Annotated in this window: 2 pseudogenes; one reads left to right on the top strand and one right to left on the bottom strand. The window is 60.3% G+C overall.

What is annotated here, in order from left to right:
* Positions 1 to 16: 16 nt before the first annotated feature.
* A pseudogene (locus H6B10_RS18935) lies at positions 17 to 70 on the top strand (hypothetical protein); the annotation flags it as partial.
* Here H6B10_RS18935 and H6B10_RS16670 read toward each other — a convergent pair.
* Positions 56 to 224: pseudogene (locus H6B10_RS16670) on the bottom strand (ketol-acid reductoisomerase); the annotation flags it as partial. The pseudogenes H6B10_RS18935 and H6B10_RS16670 sit on opposite strands and share 15 nt — an antisense overlap.

Genomic DNA, 224 nt, shown 5'->3' with positions numbered 1-224 from the left:
CGGCTACGCCCCCGAAATGGCTTACTTCGAGACCTGCCATGAAATGAAGCTCATCGTCGACCTGATCAACGAGGGCGGCTTTGACAAGATGCGTTACTCCATCTCCAACACCGCAGAGCACAGCCTGCTCACCGAAGAGGTCGGTCTCGGTCTCCTCCTTGAAGGTGGTCTCCAGGATGCCCGCACGGCCGGCGCCGATACCGGAAGCATACGCCAGGGCGATG

The sequence above is a fragment of the Gemmiger formicilis genome (genome assembly GCF_016901605.1).
Lineage (GTDB): Bacteria > Bacillota > Clostridia > Oscillospirales > Ruminococcaceae > Gemmiger > Gemmiger formicilis_B.
Note: the sequence above shows the minus strand (reverse complement) of the source record. Positions and strands in the feature narration are given on the sequence as shown.